This window comes from Micromonospora sp. CPCC 205539 (genome assembly GCF_036906815.1).
GTDB lineage: Bacteria > Actinomycetota > Actinomycetes > Mycobacteriales > Micromonosporaceae > Micromonospora.
In genome coordinates, this window is the sequence record NZ_JBAKHW010000036.1 from 23,583 (window position 1) to 38,654 (window position 15,072).

Annotated in this window: 14 protein-coding genes; 5 read left to right on the top strand and 9 right to left on the bottom strand. The window is 72.9% G+C overall.

Annotation, left to right across the window (positions count from 1 at the left end; all coding sequences use genetic code 11):
- Positions 1-9: 9 nt before the first annotated feature.
- On the top strand, positions 10-711 hold the full coding sequence (locus V6V47_RS25815; protein WP_334630957.1) for a lysoplasmalogenase: 702 nt from the start codon (positions 10-12) through the stop codon (positions 709-711).
- Here the strand turns inward: V6V47_RS25815 and V6V47_RS25820 are convergent.
- Positions 680-1,477 (bottom strand): tyrosine-protein phosphatase, encoded by a 798-nt coding sequence (locus V6V47_RS25820; RefSeq protein WP_334630958.1) that lies wholly within the window; start codon positions 1,475-1,477, stop codon positions 680-682. The genes V6V47_RS25815 and V6V47_RS25820 overlap by 32 nt on opposite strands.
- 44 nt (positions 1,478-1,521) lie before the next feature.
- On the opposite strand from V6V47_RS25820, the gene V6V47_RS25825 reads away from it, so the two are divergent.
- Positions 1,522-2,619: a mandelate racemase/muconate lactonizing enzyme family protein gene (locus V6V47_RS25825; protein WP_334630959.1), complete on the top strand. Its 1,098-nt coding sequence runs from the start codon at positions 1,522-1,524 to the stop codon at positions 2,617-2,619.
- A 59-nt stretch (positions 2,620-2,678) separates the two neighbouring features.
- A complete protein-coding gene (locus tag V6V47_RS25830; RefSeq protein WP_334630960.1) occupies positions 2,679-3,596 on the top strand; it encodes a C40 family peptidase in 918 nt (305 codons plus the stop codon).
- A gap of 39 nt (positions 3,597-3,635) precedes the next feature.
- Here V6V47_RS25830 and V6V47_RS25835 read toward each other — a convergent pair whose 3' ends face one another.
- The 3 genes from V6V47_RS25835 to pnuC all read right to left on the bottom strand — a co-directional run bounded on the left by V6V47_RS25835 (position 3,636) and on the right by pnuC (position 6,727).
- The gene (locus tag V6V47_RS25835; protein WP_334630961.1) at positions 3,636-4,634 is read right to left on the bottom strand and encodes a TerC family protein; all 999 of its coding nucleotides are present in this window, start codon (positions 4,632-4,634) and stop codon (positions 3,636-3,638) included.
- 333 nt (positions 4,635-4,967) lie between these two features.
- Positions 4,968-6,074 carry an AAA family ATPase gene (locus tag V6V47_RS25840; protein ID WP_334630962.1) on the bottom strand — a complete coding sequence of 369 codons (1,107 nt, stop codon included), beginning with the start codon at positions 6,072-6,074 and terminating at the stop codon, positions 4,968-4,970.
- Positions 6,071-6,727, bottom strand: a complete 657-nt coding sequence (gene pnuC / locus V6V47_RS25845) for a nicotinamide riboside transporter PnuC (RefSeq protein WP_334630963.1) — start codon at positions 6,725-6,727, stop codon at positions 6,071-6,073. Before pnuC ends, V6V47_RS25840 begins: the two co-directional genes overlap by 4 nt.
- 94 nt (positions 6,728-6,821) lie before the next feature.
- Here pnuC and V6V47_RS25850 point away from each other — a divergent pair, with 94 nt between their 5' ends.
- A complete protein-coding gene (locus V6V47_RS25850) occupies positions 6,822-7,115 on the top strand; it encodes an antibiotic biosynthesis monooxygenase family protein (RefSeq protein WP_334630964.1) in 294 nt (97 codons plus the stop codon).
- A gap of 111 nt (positions 7,116-7,226) precedes the next feature.
- On the opposite strand, the gene V6V47_RS25855 is transcribed toward V6V47_RS25850, so the two are convergent.
- From V6V47_RS25855 to uvrB, 4 genes are all read right to left on the bottom strand, one after another.
- Complete coding sequence (locus tag V6V47_RS25855) at positions 7,227-8,087, bottom strand: helix-turn-helix domain-containing protein (RefSeq protein WP_334630965.1); 861 nt, start codon at positions 8,085-8,087, stop codon at positions 7,227-7,229.
- A gap of 256 nt (positions 8,088-8,343) precedes the next feature.
- A complete protein-coding gene (locus V6V47_RS25860) occupies positions 8,344-8,712 on the bottom strand; it encodes a VOC family protein (RefSeq protein ID WP_334630966.1) in 369 nt (122 codons plus the stop codon).
- A 76-nt stretch (positions 8,713-8,788) separates the two neighbouring features.
- Positions 8,789-9,652: a helix-turn-helix transcriptional regulator gene (locus V6V47_RS25865; RefSeq protein ID WP_334630967.1), complete on the bottom strand. Its 864-nt coding sequence runs from the start codon at positions 9,650-9,652 to the stop codon at positions 8,789-8,791.
- Positions 9,653-9,723: 71 nt separating this feature from the next.
- Entirely contained in the window at positions 9,724-11,832 is a 2,109-nt protein-coding gene (uvrB, locus tag V6V47_RS25870; protein WP_334630968.1) for an excinuclease ABC subunit UvrB, read from the bottom strand.
- Positions 11,833-12,132: 300 nt separating this feature from the next.
- Here uvrB and V6V47_RS25875 point away from each other — a divergent pair, with 300 nt between their 5' ends.
- Complete coding sequence (locus V6V47_RS25875; RefSeq protein ID WP_334630969.1) at positions 12,133-13,680, top strand: hypothetical protein; 1,548 nt, start codon at positions 12,133-12,135, stop codon at positions 13,678-13,680.
- Between the two features lie 24 nt (positions 13,681-13,704).
- On the opposite strand, the gene coaE is transcribed toward V6V47_RS25875, so the two are convergent.
- Entirely contained in the window at positions 13,705-14,886 is a 1,182-nt protein-coding gene (coaE, locus tag V6V47_RS25880) for a dephospho-CoA kinase (RefSeq protein WP_334630970.1), read from the bottom strand.
- Positions 14,887-15,072: the final 186 nt, after the last annotated feature.

Genomic DNA, 15,072 nt, shown 5'->3' on the forward strand with positions numbered 1-15,072 from the left:
GAGCCGCCGATGCCCCGCAGCCGCCTCCTGCTGGCCGCCCTCCTCGCCGTGACCACGGCGAACCTGCTGGCGAACGCCACCGGCAACGACGTGGTCTTCGCGCTCACCAAGCCCCTGCTGATGCCACTGCTGGCCGCGTACCTCTGGCGCGCCACCACCGAACGTGGAGCCCACCCGGACCGGCTGATGCTCGCCGCGCTGGCCTGCGCCACCGCCGGCGACGTGGCACTGCTCATCACCGGCACCGGCTGGTTCCTCGCCGGCATGGCCTGCTTTCTCGGCACCCACCTCTGCTACCTCGCGGCCTTCACCCGACACGGCGCCGCGACCGCGCTGCGCCGCCCGCCCCTGGTCGCGGTGCCACTGGGGTACGCGGTGCTGACCGTCCTCGCGCTGACCTGGATGTGGGCGGGGCTGACCGACGCCGGGCTGGCCATCCCGGTGGCCGGCTACGCCCTCGCGCTGGCCGCCATGGCCAGCACCGCCGCCACCCAGGGCGCCCGGGTCGGCCTCGGCGCCGCGCTGTTCCTCGGCTCCGACCTGCTGATCGCCGCCGGGGTCGCCGGCGTGCTCCAGATGCCCGGCGCGGCGGTGCTGGTGATGGCGACCTACACGGCCGGCCAGGCGCTGATCGTCACCGGCTGGGCCGCCCGAACCCCCGCGCCACCGGCCGCCCCGCTCACTCCAGCAGCTGCGCCCGCAGCGCCGTGAGAGTCTCGTCGGTCAGCCCGAGCCCGTCGCGCAGGTACGCGTCGAACGAGCCGTGCACCCGACGCACCTCCTCGTAGCCCGCGTCGAGGTACTCCGGGCGGACCTCCAGCACCGGCAGCACCGCGTCGACCGCCAACTCGGGCTGCCGCCGCCGCATCGCCTCGACGATCACCGCGCGCAGGCTGTCGGTCAGCGGGTTGTTACGCAGGTAGTCGGCGCGGATCGCGGCCTCGTCCACCCCCAACGCGGTCAGCAGGACGACGGTCAGCCAGCCGGTGCGGTCCTTGCCGGCCGAGCAGTGGTAGACCAACGGCAGGTTCTCCGGCCGGGCGGCCAACCGCAACGCCTCGCTGAACCCGGCCCGCGCCGACTCACCCGTGACGAACCACCGGTAGATCTCCGCCATCGCCGCCGCCGTGCCCTGACGGGCCAGCGCCGCGTACGCGTCCAGGTCGTGACCGAGCAACACCGCCGAGATGTACGTGAACACCGGGTGCTCCGCGTCGTGCACCGGCAGGTGCACCACCCGCGGCTCGCCGACCAGCCGGTCCGGCGGGGCGACCGCGATCTCCGTGCCGTCGCGTAGGTCGAGCACGCAGGCGGGCGCCAGCTTCGCCAGCACCGGCAGATCCTCGTCGGTGAGCCGACCCAGAGCCGGCGTACGGATCAACTGCCCCGACCGCACCCGCCGGCCGCCCGCACCCACCAGACCCCCTAGGTCACGCGCGTTCGGCGCACCCACCATCGCCCAGTCCCGCCCGGTCATCCGGTCTCCCCTCCCGCCGCCTGCCTCCGTATAGGGTGCCCCACATGACGATCTCGGCGGTACGCACCCACCGGGTTTCCGCCCCCTTACACACCCCGTTCGTGACCGCGCTACGCCGTACGACCACAGTGGAGACACTGGTCGTCGAGCTGGTCGACACCGACGGCCGATCCGGCTTCGGCGAGGCACCGCAGGTCTGGCAGGTGACCGGCGCCTCCGTCGGCGGCGCCACCGCGTGCGTGCGGGAACTACTCGGGCCGCTGCTCATCGGCCGCGACCCGGACGACCTGGTGGCCCGCTGCGCCGAGGTGCAACGCGCGGTCGTCGGCAACGAGGCCGCGAAAGCCGCGGTGGACGTCGCCCTGCACGACCTCGCGGCCCGTCGGCTGGGCGTACCCCTGGTGCGGTTGCTCGGCGGCACCACCCTGCGGGTGCCCACGGACGTCACGCTGGCCGCCGGCGACGCGGTGGACCTGGCGGCGGCCGCGCGGCAGCGGCGGGCCGACGGCTTCGGTGTGCTCAAGCTGAAGGTCGGCACCGACGCGGCCGGTGACCTGGACCGGGTGCGGGCGGTCCGCGCGGCGGTCGGCCCCGAGGCCCTGATCCGGCTCGACGCCAACCAGGGCTGGACGCCCCGCGAGGCGGTCCGGGTGATCCGCGGCATCGAGGACGCCGGACTCGACGTGGAACTGGTCGAGCAGCCGGTGGCCCGCTGGGACCTCGACGGGCTGGCCTGGGTGAGCGATCGGGTGACCGTGCCGATCCTGGCCGACGAGGCGGTCTTCGGGGTCCGCGACCTGGTCGAGGTGATCCGCCGCCGAGCGGCCGACCTGGTCAACGTCAAGCTCGCCAAGTGCGGCGGGCTGCAGCCAGCACGCACCCTGCTGGAGTTGGCCGCCGCCCATGGCATGGGCACCGTCGTCGGGTCGATGATGGAGAGCCAGGTTGGCATCGGCGCGGCGGCGAGCCTCGTCGCCGCGTACGGCACCACCGCGGTCTCCGACCTCGACGCCGCCTGGTGGCTGGCCTGGTCGCCGGTGCGCGGCGGAATCCGCTACGAGGCGGCCTCCGTGGTGCTGCCGGACGCTCCCGGCCTGGGCATCTCCGGGCTGGATGAAGTAAAGATTCAGTCCCACGGTTGAAGCCCGTTGGTTTCTTTCATAAGGTTTCGAAGAACGGCCGAGACGAGCTGGGGGTTGACGTGGAGCTGCAACCGGGCCGCGAGGCCGTCGTCCGGGTCGCCGTGGCGACTCTGTGGACCTCCCCCGAGGCGGTCCGCCAGGTCGACCGGCCGGCCCTCACCGCACAAACCGACATCCCGGCCTGGGTCTCCGGCATGGACACCGAGGAGCAGGTCGGCGACTGCGTGCTGAGCCAGCTCCTGTTGGGCGAACGCGTGCTGGTCACCGAGCTACGCCCGGACGGCTGGGCGCGGGTGGTCGCCGTCGAGCAGCCGGCCGCCAAACTGGACCCGCGGGGCTACCCGGGCTGGCTGCCCACCGACCAACTGGCCCCCGTCGACCCGGCCAGCGCCGGAGACCCGCTGGTGGTGGACGCGACGGTCACCGAGCTGCGCGCCGCACCGGCCGGCCCGGTCGTGCTGCCCGGCGTGGTCATCGGCACCCGCCTCGTCCCAGCCGGCCCGGCGGAGGCCGGCTGGCGACCGCTGCACGTCCCCGGTCACGCCGCGCCCCTGTGGCTGCCCGACGACGAGCTGGCCTCGGCGCCGACCGGCCCGCCCAGCGCCGAGGAGGTGCTCGCGGTCGCCCAGCGGCTGCTCGACGTGGTCTACGTGTGGGGTGGGCTCTCCGCGTACGGCATCGACTGCTCGGGGCTGGTGCACCTGGCCTGGCGGCGGTTCGGGGTGATGCTGCCCCGCGACGCCGACGACCAGGCCGTCGCCACCACCCCGCTACCGCTGGGCGCGGAACGCCCCGGCGACCTCTACTTCTTCGCCCGCCCCGGCGGCAAGATCCACCACATCGGCATCGTCACCGCCACCCCCGGCGACCACGACCACCGACGGATGCTGCACGCCTGCTACCGGCACCGCCGGGTGCTGGAGGAGCCACTGCCGGCCGAGCGGACCGCCACCCTGGTCGGCGCGCACCGGGTCTGACCCCGGCCGGGCGCGTCCCCGCGCCCGGCCGGCGCCGGGTCAGCCCCGCGCCTCGGTCAGCTCCCGACGGCGGTCCCGAGCGGACTTGATCAGGCTCGCGGCGGTGGCGACACCCAGCGTGCCGAGGATGACCAGCAGCGAGAGCCAGATCGGGATGTGCGGTGCCCAACCCACGTGCTCCCCGCCGTTGATGAACGGCAGGTTGTTGTCGGCCAACGCCTCCAGCACCAGCTTGACCCCGATGAAGCCGAGCACCACGGCCAGCCCGTAGCTCAGGTAGATCAGCCGGTCGAGCAGCCCACCGAGCAGGAAGTAGAGCTGGCGCAGGCCCATCAGCGCGAAGACGTTCGCGGTGAAGACCAGGTACGGCTCCTGGGTGATACCGAAGATCGCCGGGATCGAGTCCAGAGCGAAGATCAGGTCGGTGGTGCCGATCGCGATCATGACGATCAGCATCGGGGTGAACAGCCGCCGGCCGGTCGAGTGCGTGGTCAGCTTCGCGCCGTCGTAGTTCTTGGAGATGGGCAGCGCCTTGCGGCTCCACCGGATCAACAGGTTCTCGGAGAACTCGTCCTCGTCCGGCTCGCCCTGGCGGGCCAGGTTGATCGCGGTGTAGATGAGGAACGCGCCGAAGATGTAGAAGACCCAGGAGAACTGCGAGATCAACGCGGCGCCGGCGGCGATGAACCCGCCGCGCATCACCAGCGCCAGCACGATCCCGACGAGCAGGACCTTCTGCTGGTACTGCCGAGGCACCCCGAAGCGGGCCATGATGATCACGAAGACGAAGAGATTGTCCACCGACAGGCTGTACTCGGTCAGCCAGCCGGTGTAGAACTGCCCGGCCGGGCTCGCCCCTGCGGTCAGCCAGACGCCCGCGCCGAAGAGCAGGGCCAAGCCGACGTAGAAGGCGACCCAGAGGCTCGACTCACGCACACTCGGCTCGTGCGGGCGCCGACCGATGATCAATAGGTCGACGAGCAGAACCGCAGTCAGTGCGACGAGGGTCCCCGCCCACACCAATCCGGACACGTCCAACGTTCATTCCTCCGGCAGACACGCGGCGTCGGGCACACCGTATCGCCCTCGGAAGGGCCGGTGTGCCGCTGTCGCTCACTCTGGTGACTGTCGGAGGTCTCTTCCGCCCCCGACCACGAACGGACGGCGACCGACGGAGCCGGGTCGGGCCACCGTGGTGCCGGCGGTCGACCGTGCTGACGACTTCGTCGCGAGGGAATACTCCCCTCCTCGATCACCATTGTGCGCCACCACGCGCCGTGATCGCACCTCGGGCACCCGGTGTCCCCGGCCACCTCGTCGTGCGGCACACCCGCGTGTCGGGTGGCACACCCGCTCGGGCGTCCTAGGAGGCTAGTGCGAGTCGGGTGCGACGAGAGGGTCGGTGAGTGCCCAGCCGGCGGCCAGCAGCGCGTCGCAGGCCGCCACCGCCCGGGCCAGCCGCTCGTCGTGCGACCCGACCAGCTCCACCACCGGCACGCCACACCCGGCCAGTTCGCTGCGGAACCGCCCGGCCATCCAGGCGCGCAGGTGCTCCCCGTCGCGCAGCCCGTCGTCGGCGAAGGGCACATCCCGGTGATCGGTCAGCAGGTACAGCGCCGGCCGACGGGCCGCCGCCCGGACCGCCGACGACGCGCTGCCGAGGTACCGCTCCTCCCAGACCGCGGTGGCCCGCGCGTCGGTGTCGCAGATCAGCAGCGGCCCCGACGAGCGGGCTGCCGCGTCCTCGGCGGCCTGTTGCTCGCGGACCACCGCGCGAAAGTCGTCCCGGTCCCACGTGACGTCGAAGACGCTCGCCGCAGGCGAATGCTCGCGCAGTCGGGCCAGCTTGCGGGCGGTCAGCTCCCGGCCGTACTCCGGCACCCAGCCAGTGCGATAGTGCGCGGCGAGCGCCCTGGCCATCGTGGTGGTCCCGGTCGACTCGGCGCCGACCACCACCACCCGTCGCACGAACCAGGCGCGCACCGGCGGGCTGAGCCACCGCCAGTGACCCGCCGGGTCCGCGCGCACCGCGGTGCCCGAGACGGGCACGGTCCGCCGGTCCGGATCCACCGACACGGGTACGGCGTCGAAGCGGCGGGCCAACTCCATGCCGTACGCCTCGGAGGAGAAGACCGCGTCCACCACCTCCGCACCGACCGCCTCGCGAAAGAGCGCGCAGTGCGCGTCCCAGACCGCCGCGTCGGCGTAGTCCACCGGGTGGTCGTCGTACCGGCCCACGAACCGCACCCACGGGGTGTCCGCGTGCACCTCCCGCAACCAATCGAGCCGCGACTCGAGCGGGATCGACTCGCGACGCGCGGGCGCCACCACCACGGTGACCGTGGCGCAGCGGGCCGCGGCGGCCGCGATCAGCGCGTGGTGCCCGGCGTGCGGTGGATAGAACTTGCCCACCACCATCCCGTGCCCGAACTCCGCCGCGCCCGGCGTCGGCCGACGGCCCGCCATCCGTTCGATCACGAGGTGACCGGGGCTGGGCCGGGCGCGACCGGGGTCGGTCGGTCCGCCGCACGCAGGTCGGCCCGCCAGGCGCGCAGCCCCAGCACGCAGAGGGCGAGGAAGACCACGTAGAGGGCCGCGGTCAGGTGCAGCCCCTTGTACGCGTAGAGCGGGATGTAGATCAGGTCAGCGGTGATCCACAGCCACCAGCTCTCCACCCGTTTGCGGGTCTGCCCGTACGTGGCCAGGAGGGACAACGCCGTGGTCAACGCGTCCGGCAGCGGCACGGTCGAGTCGGTGGCCCGGTCCAGCAGGGCCCAGATGCCACCGGTGAGCAGCACCCCGACGACGGCGAGCGCCAGCCACTCCCGCCGCCCGGTCCGACTCACCGTGAGCCGGGTGCGCTGCTCGCCACCGAACAGCCAGTGCCACCAGCCGTAGCAGCCCAGCGCCACGTAGACGACCTGGAGCCCGGCGTCGGCGTACAGGCCGCTGCTCCAGAACACCAGCATCAGCAGCAGCACGTTCGCGATGCCGACCGGCCAGTTCGCGATGCGTTGCCGGGCCACCAGCCAGACGTTGAGCACGCCGGTGGCGAACCCCAGCAGCTCCGCCCAGGTGGTGCCGGTGCCGGCCACCTGGAACGCGGTGCCGGACAGCCAATCGATGATCACAATGCCCTCCCGGGCACTCACGATAGGGCCACCGCCCACGGCGGAACAGACCCCACGGCACGGTCGGAAACACCCGCCGTGGGAGGCTTCCCGCATGGTGCTTGAAGTCGCGCTCATCGACGTACTGCCCGGACACGAGGACGCCTTCGCCGCCGCGTACGCCCAGGCGCACGCGGTGCTCGCCGGCACGCCCGGCCTCCACTCGGTACGGATGACCCGGGGGATCGAGTCCCCGTCGAGGTTCGTGCTGCTGGTCGAATGGGACTCGGTCGAGGCGCACGAGAAGAACTTCCGGGCCACCGATCGGTTCACGCAGTGGCGCGCGCTGATCGGGCCGCACTTCGACGGGCCGCCTCGGGTCGAGCACTTCATCGACGTACCGGCCTGAGTGGAGCTGTCGTACCCCGCGGTTATCGTGCCCCTCGCACGCGCCGACCACCGGTCCCGGCGGGCTCGGGGGCGCCGGGCCCGGTGGCCGCGCGACGCGGCCCCTCAGGCCCTACTCGCCGACGCGGCGGGCCAGCGCGGTGACCGTCTCCTCCGGTGACAGCGCAGCGGCCAGCAGCACCTCGGTCATCCTCTCGTAGCGGTCCACGTCGACCACCGTGGCCAGGCGGACGTCGGTGGTCAACGCCTCCAGCATCACCGTCCGCGGGTCCGCCGGGTCGGGAAAGGCGTAGCAGGAGTACGGGGTGAGCGGGTGCAGCCCGCCGGCGGCCGTCGCGCTGCGGGGCAGCAGACGGACCGTCACGTGGGCCAGCCCGGTCACGGCGACCAGGTGCCGCAACTGCTCCCGCCAGACCGAGACCGGCAGGTCGACCGGGTCGCACGCCGCCTCGGCGAGCACCGCCGTGTAGTGCGGCGGGTCCGTGCGGCGCAGCACCTCCTGCCGCAGCCCCCGGGCCCGTACCTCGGCCTCCACGTCGAGCTCCGGGGTGAGCAGAGCCCCGGCGGCGACCCGCAACCGGGCGTACGCCGGCGTCTGGAGCAGCCCGGGCACGACGGCCGGCTGGTATTCCACGATGCGGGCCGCGCCCGCCTCCAGCTCGGCGTAGGTGCGCTGCCGCTCGCTCATCTCGCCCAGCGTCTTCCACCAGCCACGGCTGGTGGCGGCGTCCCGGGCGATCACGATCAGCGCCTCCCGGGCCGGGCTCGCCACCTGGTAGATGTCCAGCAGGTCCAGCACATCGGCGAGATCCGGTCGGCTCTGACCCAGCTCGATGCGGGACAGCTTCGACGTCGACGCCCAGCCCAGCCGGTCACAGACCTGCTCCAGGGTCAGCGCCTCGCGTCGACGTAGCTGACGCAGCTCAGCGCCGAGACGTGCGCGTCGAATGACAGGACTTGTTGGCAGCGGCATCCCGGCCTCCCCACCGAGGGAGAGTACGCAGGACGATCACCCAGTGCAATAGCGTGCTCGCACACCGCTACCGATCCGGTCGCCTCGTCGACCGACCAAACCGGCCCGCACCTGCCGTTCCCCGCCGCGCCAACCGTCGCCGAGCCGCCCAACCTCGCCGCGTCGATCATGGGGTTGCGGTGCCGCGCGAAAGGCGCAGGTCTGCATCGAACACCCACCACAACCCCATGATCGACCGAGCGGGGGGCGGGGTTGGTTAGGGGCGGTAGGTGCCGAAGGCCCAGACGTTGCCGGCCAGATCGCGGGCGGAGTAGTCCCGGGAGCCGTAGTCGGTGTCGTACGGCTCCCGGATGATCTCCGCCCCGGCGGCACGGGCCCGGGCGCAGTGCGCGTCGACGTCCGGCACTGCCACGTAGACCGACCAGCCGTCGTCGGCCGGCCGAGGCGCTTCAGCGGCCCGACCACCCAACATGATCATGCCGGTGTCGAGGACGAGCTCGGCGTGCGCGACGCTGCCGTCCGGTGCCTCGTGGACGGCGTGCGCCTCGAAACCGAAGGCGGAGCGGAGCCAGTCGATGGCGGCATGGGGATCGGGGTACCGGAAGATGGGATAGATGGTTCGCATGTCCTGAGTCTGCACCTGCCAGCGCGGGTGGGGATTGGACGAATGTGACCAGGTCCCGTCCGCCCCGGGAGCGGCGTCAGCCGACCGGCGTGGACTTCGCGGCCAACAGCGCGGCCGGGGTGACCCCGGCGAACTGGTGGAAATCGCGGATCAGGTGGGACTGGTCGTAGTAGCCGTGGCGCGCCGCCACCTCGGCCCACCCGCCTGCCAGCCCCGCGACGCCCCCGAGCTGCCCAGCGCCCATCGCCGACCCGCCGCTGGTCAGCTCGGCGTACGCGTGCTGGAAGCGCAGCAGTCGCGCGGTCGTCTTGGGCGGCAGGCCGACCTCCTGCCGGAACCGGGACGCGAGATGCCGGCGGCTCCAGCCCAGCTCGTCGGCGAGCGCCCCGATCCCGCCGCGCCCGCCATTGGCGACCAGCCACCGCCATGCCCAGTCGAGCCGGGCGTCCACCGGCGGTGACGCGGCCAGCCGGGCGGCGAGCGCCGCGTCGAGCAGCGCGAACCGCTCGGGCCAGCCGCCGGCGTGGCCCAGCCGGCTGCGCAGCCGGCCCAACCACCCGCCCGGAAGGTGCCCGACGGCCACCGCCCGGTTGGTCAGCTCGCTCAGCGGCAGGCCGAGGAGCCGGCGGGCGGTCAGCGGCGCGAGCAGCAGCTCGACCCCCTCCCCCAGGCCCACCGTGCGGGTGGTGCACCACCCGTCGAAGGTGCCGGCCACGAAGGAGTCGACCCGGTGGGCACCGCGCTCGGCGCTGCGCGGGTCGGTCACGTCCAGTGGGGCCCCCCAGCCCAGGATCAGCACCACGAAGGCGCCCGCCGTCTCCCGGCGGACCAGCGGCAGGGCCGCGCGTTCCCGGTAGCCGACGTACCGGGTCACGAAGGGGCGCAACCGAGCATCGGGCAGCCCGAGAACCAACTCGCCCACTGGCTCCAGCGCCGTCACCCCGCCGCCCTCCGTGCGTCCCGACCGGCCGCACCCGACCCCTGTGCGGGGTCAGGGCCGCCGGGGTGGTGTCACTTCACGCCGGCGGCGTCCATGCCGCGCAGCTCCTTCTTCAGGTCGACGACCTCGTCGCGGATCCGGGCCGCGAGCTCGAACTGCAGCTCGCGGGCCGCGGCCAGCATCTGGTCGTTGAGCTCCTGGATCAGCTGGGCCAGGTCGGCTCGGGCCATCCCCTCCCGCGAGGTGGTGGTCGTGGCGGCCCGGCTCCGGCTGCGGGTCTCCTTCACCGGCGCCTTGCCCCGGGAGAGCTGGCGGACCGCGCCACCGACACGGGAGTTTTCGGTGTCCTCCGCCTCCCGGTAGATGTCGTCCAGGATGTCGTGGATCTTCTTACGCAGCGGCTCCGGGCTGATGCCGTGCGCCTCGTTGTGCGCGATCTGCTTGGCCCGACGCCGATCGGTCTCGTCGATCGCGTTCGCCATCGACGGGGTGATCTTGTCGGCGTACATGTGCACCTGGCCGGAGACGTTACGGGCGGCCCGGCCAATGGTCTGGATCAGCGACCGGCCGCTGCGCAGGAAGCCCTCCTTGTCGGCGTCCAGGATCGCCACCAGCGACACCTCGGGCAGGTCGAGACCCTCACGGAGCAGGTTGATGCCGACCAGCACGTCGTAGTCGCCCTTGCGCAGCTCGCGCAGCAACTCCACCCGGCGCAGCGTGTCGACCTCGGAGTGCAGGTAGCGCACCCGGATGCCGTTCTCGAGCAGGTAGTCCGACAGGTCCTCGGCCATCTTCTTGGTCAGCGTCGTGACCAGCACCCGCTCGTCCCGCTCGGTACGCAGCTTGATCTCGTGCATCAGGTCGTCGATCTGGCCCTTGGTCGGCTTGATCACGACCTCCGGGTCGATCAGACCGGTCGGGCGGATGACCTGCTCGACGAACTCGCCCTGGGCCTGCTCCATCTCCCATGAGCCCGGGGTCGCGGAGAGATAGACCATCTGGCCGACCCGCTCCAGGAACTCGTCGAAGCGCAGGGGCCGGTTGTCGGCCGCGCTGGGCAGCCGGAAGCCGTGGTCGATGAGCATCCGCTTGCGCGAGGCGTCGCCCTCGTACATGCCGCCGATCTGCGGGATCGTCACGTGCGACTCGTCGACCACCGTGAGGAAGTCGTCAGGGAAGTAGTCGAGCAGGGCGTGCGGCGGGCTGCCGGGCAGACGCCCGTCCATGTGCATCGAGTAGTTCTCGATGCCGGAGCAGAAGCCCACCTGCCGCATCATCTCGATGTCGTAGGTGGTGCGCATGCGCAGCCGCTGTGCCTCCAGCAGCTTGCCCTGCCGCTCCAACTCGGCGAGGCGCTCGGCCAGCTCCACCTCGATGTCGCGGATCGCCCGCTCCATCCGCTCCGGACCGGCCGCGTAGTGGGTGGCCGGGAAGATCACCAGCTGGTCGACCTCGCGGACCACGTCACCGGTCAACGGGTTGAGGTAGTAGAGCTTCTCCACCTCGTCACCGAACAGCTCGATCCGGATCGCCAGCTCCTCGTACGCCGGGATGATCTCGAGCGTGTCACCGCGGACCCGGAAGGTGCCCCGGTTGAAGGCCATGTCGTTGCGGGTGTACTGGATGTCGACCAGCCTGCGCAGCAACTGGTCGCGGTCGAGCTCCTGCCCGATCTGCACCCGGACCGCCCGGTTGAGGTATTCCTCCGGGGTGCCCAGGCCGTAGATCGCCGACACGGTCGCCACCACGATCACGTCGCGGCGGGTCAGCAGCGACATCGTCGCCGAGTGCCGCAGACGCTCCACCTCCTCGTTGATCGAGGAGTCCTTCTCGATGTAGGTGTCGGTCTGCGGAATGTACGCCTCGGGCTGGTAGTAGTCGTAGTACGAGACGAAGTATTCGACGGCATTGTGCGGCAGCAGCTCGCTGAACTCCTTCGCGAGCTGCGCGCAGAGCGTCTTGTTGGGGGCGAGCACCAGCGTTGGGCGCTGCAGCCGCTCGATCAACCACGCGGTGGTGGCGCTCTTGCCGGTGCCGGTCGCGCCGAGCAGCACCGTGTTACGGTCGCCGCGCCGGACCCGACGCTCAAGGTCGTCGATGGCGGCCGGCTGGTCGCCGGCCGGCTGAAACTCACTGACGACCTGGAAGCGGTTGTCGAGCCGGGGAATGTCAAGCGCCATGACTCCAACGGTACGCCGGAGGTCCGACAGGATCGGCCGTCACGCCGGGTACGTGATCAGCTTCAATATTCCCATTGTGTGGCACATGTCACCGGGACTACCCTCTCGATGTAGGCCGCTCGCGGCGGCCGACCGGGCCGGTGGCCGGGCCGTCATCACGGCCGGCCGCCCCCGGCACTGCGGTCGCAGCACCCGGCGCGTCCGGCGTGCGCACCCGTGTGGTCGCGCTCGAGGCGCAGACCGGCCGCCGCGAGCGCCCCTATCTCGTCACCCCGGCGCCGTTCCGCCCGTTTCACCTCCGTGGACGACACCTCTGCGCCCCCGGCACCCGACACCGATCCCCGGGGCGCGTCCCAGATCACCGACGCCGCCGGCCCGACCCCGGTCAGCCGCCGTCGGCGGACGGTGCTGCTGCTGCTCGGCCTGGCCGCGGTGACGTCCGCGACAGCGCTGGTGATCGGGCTGTTGAGCTGGGCCCCCGACCCACCCGAGCCGGCCCGGCCGCTGACCGTCTCGGAGGGCGAGCGGCTGGCCGCGATGCGGGTCACCAACCTCCGGGACCTGCGCGCCGGGGTCCGCGTCACGGCCGGCACCGGCGCCGCCCGTACCGAATTGGTGGGCTGGGTGGACTGGTCGCGGCCGCTGCTCTACCTCGACGTCGGCGGGCCGGGCGCGGGCCCCGAGCGGGGCCTGCTGCAGACCGCCGGCCCGGTCGTGATGATCCGGCCGGACCCGGCGGCGGTGCCCACCCCCGCGGCGCCTCCACTGGTGCCGCCATCGGACCGCTGGCGGCTGCACGACCTGCCACCCGGCCGGCCCTTGGCGCCGGTGCTGGACCTGCTCCTCGGCCTCGCCGCCGACCGCCCGGACCCGACCCCGACGCCGCCGCACGGCGGTGCCCGCTGGGTCGCCCGGGACACCATCGCGGCCGAGCCGGTGGACGTCCTCCAGGCGCCGCTGCCCACCGCCAGCGGCCCGGCCCCGGCCAGCGCGGCGAGCACCGGACCGACCGGCGACGCCCCGGACGAGCGACCCCGCTACTGGCTCGACCGGGACGCCCGGCTGCACAAGTTGGTTGCCCGACTGCCCGGCGTCGGCCCGGTCACGGTGACCCTCAACCGGGCCGACCGGCCGACGCTGCGCCCGGTGGACGCGCTCGGTGGCCGACCAGGGCTGCCCCGCGCGCTGACCAACGCCGAGCAGAACCGGTTGACCCGGCTACCGGCCCGACTGCGGGTCGAGAGAGGCGCCGCGCTGACGCTGACCGCACCGGTGGGCACCGACACCAATCTGCGGGGCACCGGCTGGTTGAGCTGGACCGCCCGCACCGCCTACCTGGCGGTCGCCGACCTGGGCGTACCGGATCGACGGACCCTGCTGTGGCGGGACACGGCCGGCCTCGGCCGGGCGGACGTGCCCGCCACGGCCGGCGGCGGCGGCACCGCGGAGTCGCCGGGGCGCCCACCACTACCGGCGACGCCGGGCCGGGCGTGGACGTTCACCCGCTCCGGCGCGGACGACCTGAGCCTGCTGCTCAACACGGCGGTGACCCTCGACGGCGCCACCGGGCAGAGCGGCGCGCCCGTGCGGATCCGGGAGGACGTCGCCGGTGGACGGGTCGTGGACGTCATCGAGCTACCCGCGGGCATATCGTCGGTGCGCTACTGGATCGATCGGAGCGGTTCGCTGCGCCGACTGGAGCTGCGCACCGGCCCCGGGGCGTGGGCGCAGCTGGACCTCACGCCCGCAGCGGTGCCTCGACTGGGCAAGGCACCGCGCCCGGCGGCCGCCACCCGACCGACCGGCAAACCGCGACCCGCCGCCGGCCGACGACCCGGCACACCCTGAGGGGTCAGGCCGCGCGACGGGCGGTCAGGGCCGCCAGTTGGTCTGCGCGGCCCACTGCTCGGCCCGCAGATACTCCTCGTCGAACCAGGGGTCGCGGGCCGTCCCGGGGCCGCTGACGGCCGGCGCCGAATCGACCAGCTCGCGCTTGAGCAGCAGGTACGCGGCCCGTTGGCCCGGGTCGGCGCACAGGTGGTCGCGCATCAGCAGCGCGTACCGCCAGCCCGGCGAGTCGGCCGCCCGCAGGTGCACGCGCACCGGACGGGCCGGGTCGGCACCGCCGTGCAGCCGCTTCTCCCACCGGCCGCTGCCAGCCGGCCGTGGATCGTCCCACCACTGCCCGGGCACCCGCGGAAACCCCGCGTTGGCCAACCGGTCGGCCAGCAGCCCGTCGGCCTCGGCGAGGTTGGGGACGGCCACCTGCACGTCGATGACGTCATCGGCGACGAGGCCGGGCACCGCGGTCGAGCCGATGTGATCGACCCTCAGGTCGGCCGGGGCGAGGGCGTGCCGGATCCGGGCGGCCAGCCGGGCGTACTGCTCCGGCCAGCTCGGGTCGGTCTCGGCCGGGTCGACCCGGCACGGCGGGACCACCCGCCGCTCCCGCAGATTGCGCTCGTAGGGCACCAGCCGCTGCCGCCAGATCGTGTCGACGGCGGCGTGCAGGTCCTCGCGGCTCCCGTCGTTGGTCAGCACCACGTCCGCAGCCGCGCGACGACGGACGTCGTCGGCCTGCGCGGCGATCCGCCGCTCGGCCTCCGCGCGATCCATCCCCCGGTCGCGCTCCAGGCGCGCCAGTCGGGTCGGCACGGCCGTCTGCACCACGAGCACCAGGTGGTACGTGGGAGCGAGACCCACCTCGACCAGCAGCGGTACGTCGCTCACGACGATCGCGTCGGGTGGCGCCGCGGCGACCAGCTCGGCGGTGCGGGCCCGAACCCGAGGATGGGTGATCGCCTCCAGCCGGCGACGGGCGGTCTCGTCAGCGAACACGACCGCGCCCAGCGCGGCGCGGTCCAGCTCACCGTCGGCGGTCAGCACCCGCCCGGAGAAGGCGGCGACGATCTCGGCCAACCCCTCGGTGCCCGGTGCGACGACCTCCCGGGCCACCCGATCGGCGTCGATGAGCACCGCACCCTGCTCGACCAACCGCGCGGCCACCGCGCTCTTGCCCGACCCGATCCCACCGGTCAATCCCACCCTCAGCACCGGACCAGTCAACCGGATCACCAGCCCCGCCGCCAAACCCGTCACGATCGGGGTCGGCCGAGCCGTCCCGCAGCGGATGATCGCGCTCGATCCAGGATGTAGTGGCCTCCGGACGACGGCGACCCCACTACATCCAGGATCGAGCACGATCGCGCGGGCGCAGGCGGGCGGGCGCGCGACGCGCGC

Bases quoted from the DNA above. Each gene is read 5' to 3' on its own strand.
- V6V47_RS25820 (WP_334630958.1), bottom strand. From the start codon at position 1,477: ATGACCGGGCGGGACTGGGCGATGGTGGGTGCGCCGAACGCGCGTGAC.
- V6V47_RS25850 (WP_334630964.1), top strand. From the start codon at position 6,822: ATGGTGCTTGAAGTCGCGCTCATCGACGTACTGCCCGGACACGAGGAC.
- V6V47_RS25815 (WP_334630957.1), top strand. From the start codon at position 10: ATGCCCCGCAGCCGCCTCCTGCTGGCCGCCCTCCTCGCCGTGACCACG.
- V6V47_RS25860 (WP_334630966.1), bottom strand. From the start codon at position 8,712: ATGCGAACCATCTATCCCATCTTCCGGTACCCCGATCCCCATGCCGCC.
- V6V47_RS25825 (WP_334630959.1), top strand. From the start codon at position 1,522: ATGACGATCTCGGCGGTACGCACCCACCGGGTTTCCGCCCCCTTACAC.
- V6V47_RS25855 (WP_334630965.1), bottom strand. From the start codon at position 8,087: ATGCCGCTGCCAACAAGTCCTGTCATTCGACGCGCACGTCTCGGCGCT.
- uvrB (WP_334630968.1), bottom strand. From the start codon at position 11,832: ATGGCGCTTGACATTCCCCGGCTCGACAACCGCTTCCAGGTCGTCAGT.